Source organism: Aureibaculum marinum, assembly GCF_003813905.1.
GTDB lineage: Bacteria > Bacteroidota > Bacteroidia > Flavobacteriales > Flavobacteriaceae > Aureibaculum > Aureibaculum marinum.
The window spans coordinates 1-430 of the sequence record NZ_RPFJ01000111.1; the positions used below are offsets into that span (position 1 = coordinate 1).

A 430-nucleotide genomic window follows, 5' to 3' on the forward strand; every position below is an offset into this window, starting at 1 on the left:
CAACACAAATGTTTCTCATAATTTAGCTTCTGGAGAATATAATATCAGAAGAAGTCAATGTGAAGAAGGGGTTAGAGTTATAAAGCAAAAATATGCTGAAGTACATTCTTTACGTGGTGTTTCCAAAGACTTATTAAATGAATTTAAAGATGAGCTTTCTGAAGTTATTTTTAATAGATGTAAATATGTAGTAGAAGAAAAACAACGCGTCTTAAACTCGGTAGAAGCATTAAAAAAATCATTGTTACATAAGCTTGGCGAAAACATGTATAAAACCCATGAAGGGTTACAAAATTTATACGAAGTAAGCTGTCCTGAATTAGACTTTTTAGTCGATTTTTCTAAAAAATATGACGAAGTTATTGGAGCTAGAATGATGGGAGGTGGTTTTGGTGGTTGTACCATTAATATTATACACCGAGATGCCGTA

At 31.9% G+C, this 430-nt stretch carries 1 protein-coding gene; it reads left to right on the plus strand.

Annotated features, from left to right (window positions below; translation table 11 throughout):
- The coding region (locus tag EGM88_RS15595) for a galactokinase (RefSeq protein ID WP_394336883.1) at positions 1-430 on the plus strand (430 nt) is incomplete at both ends.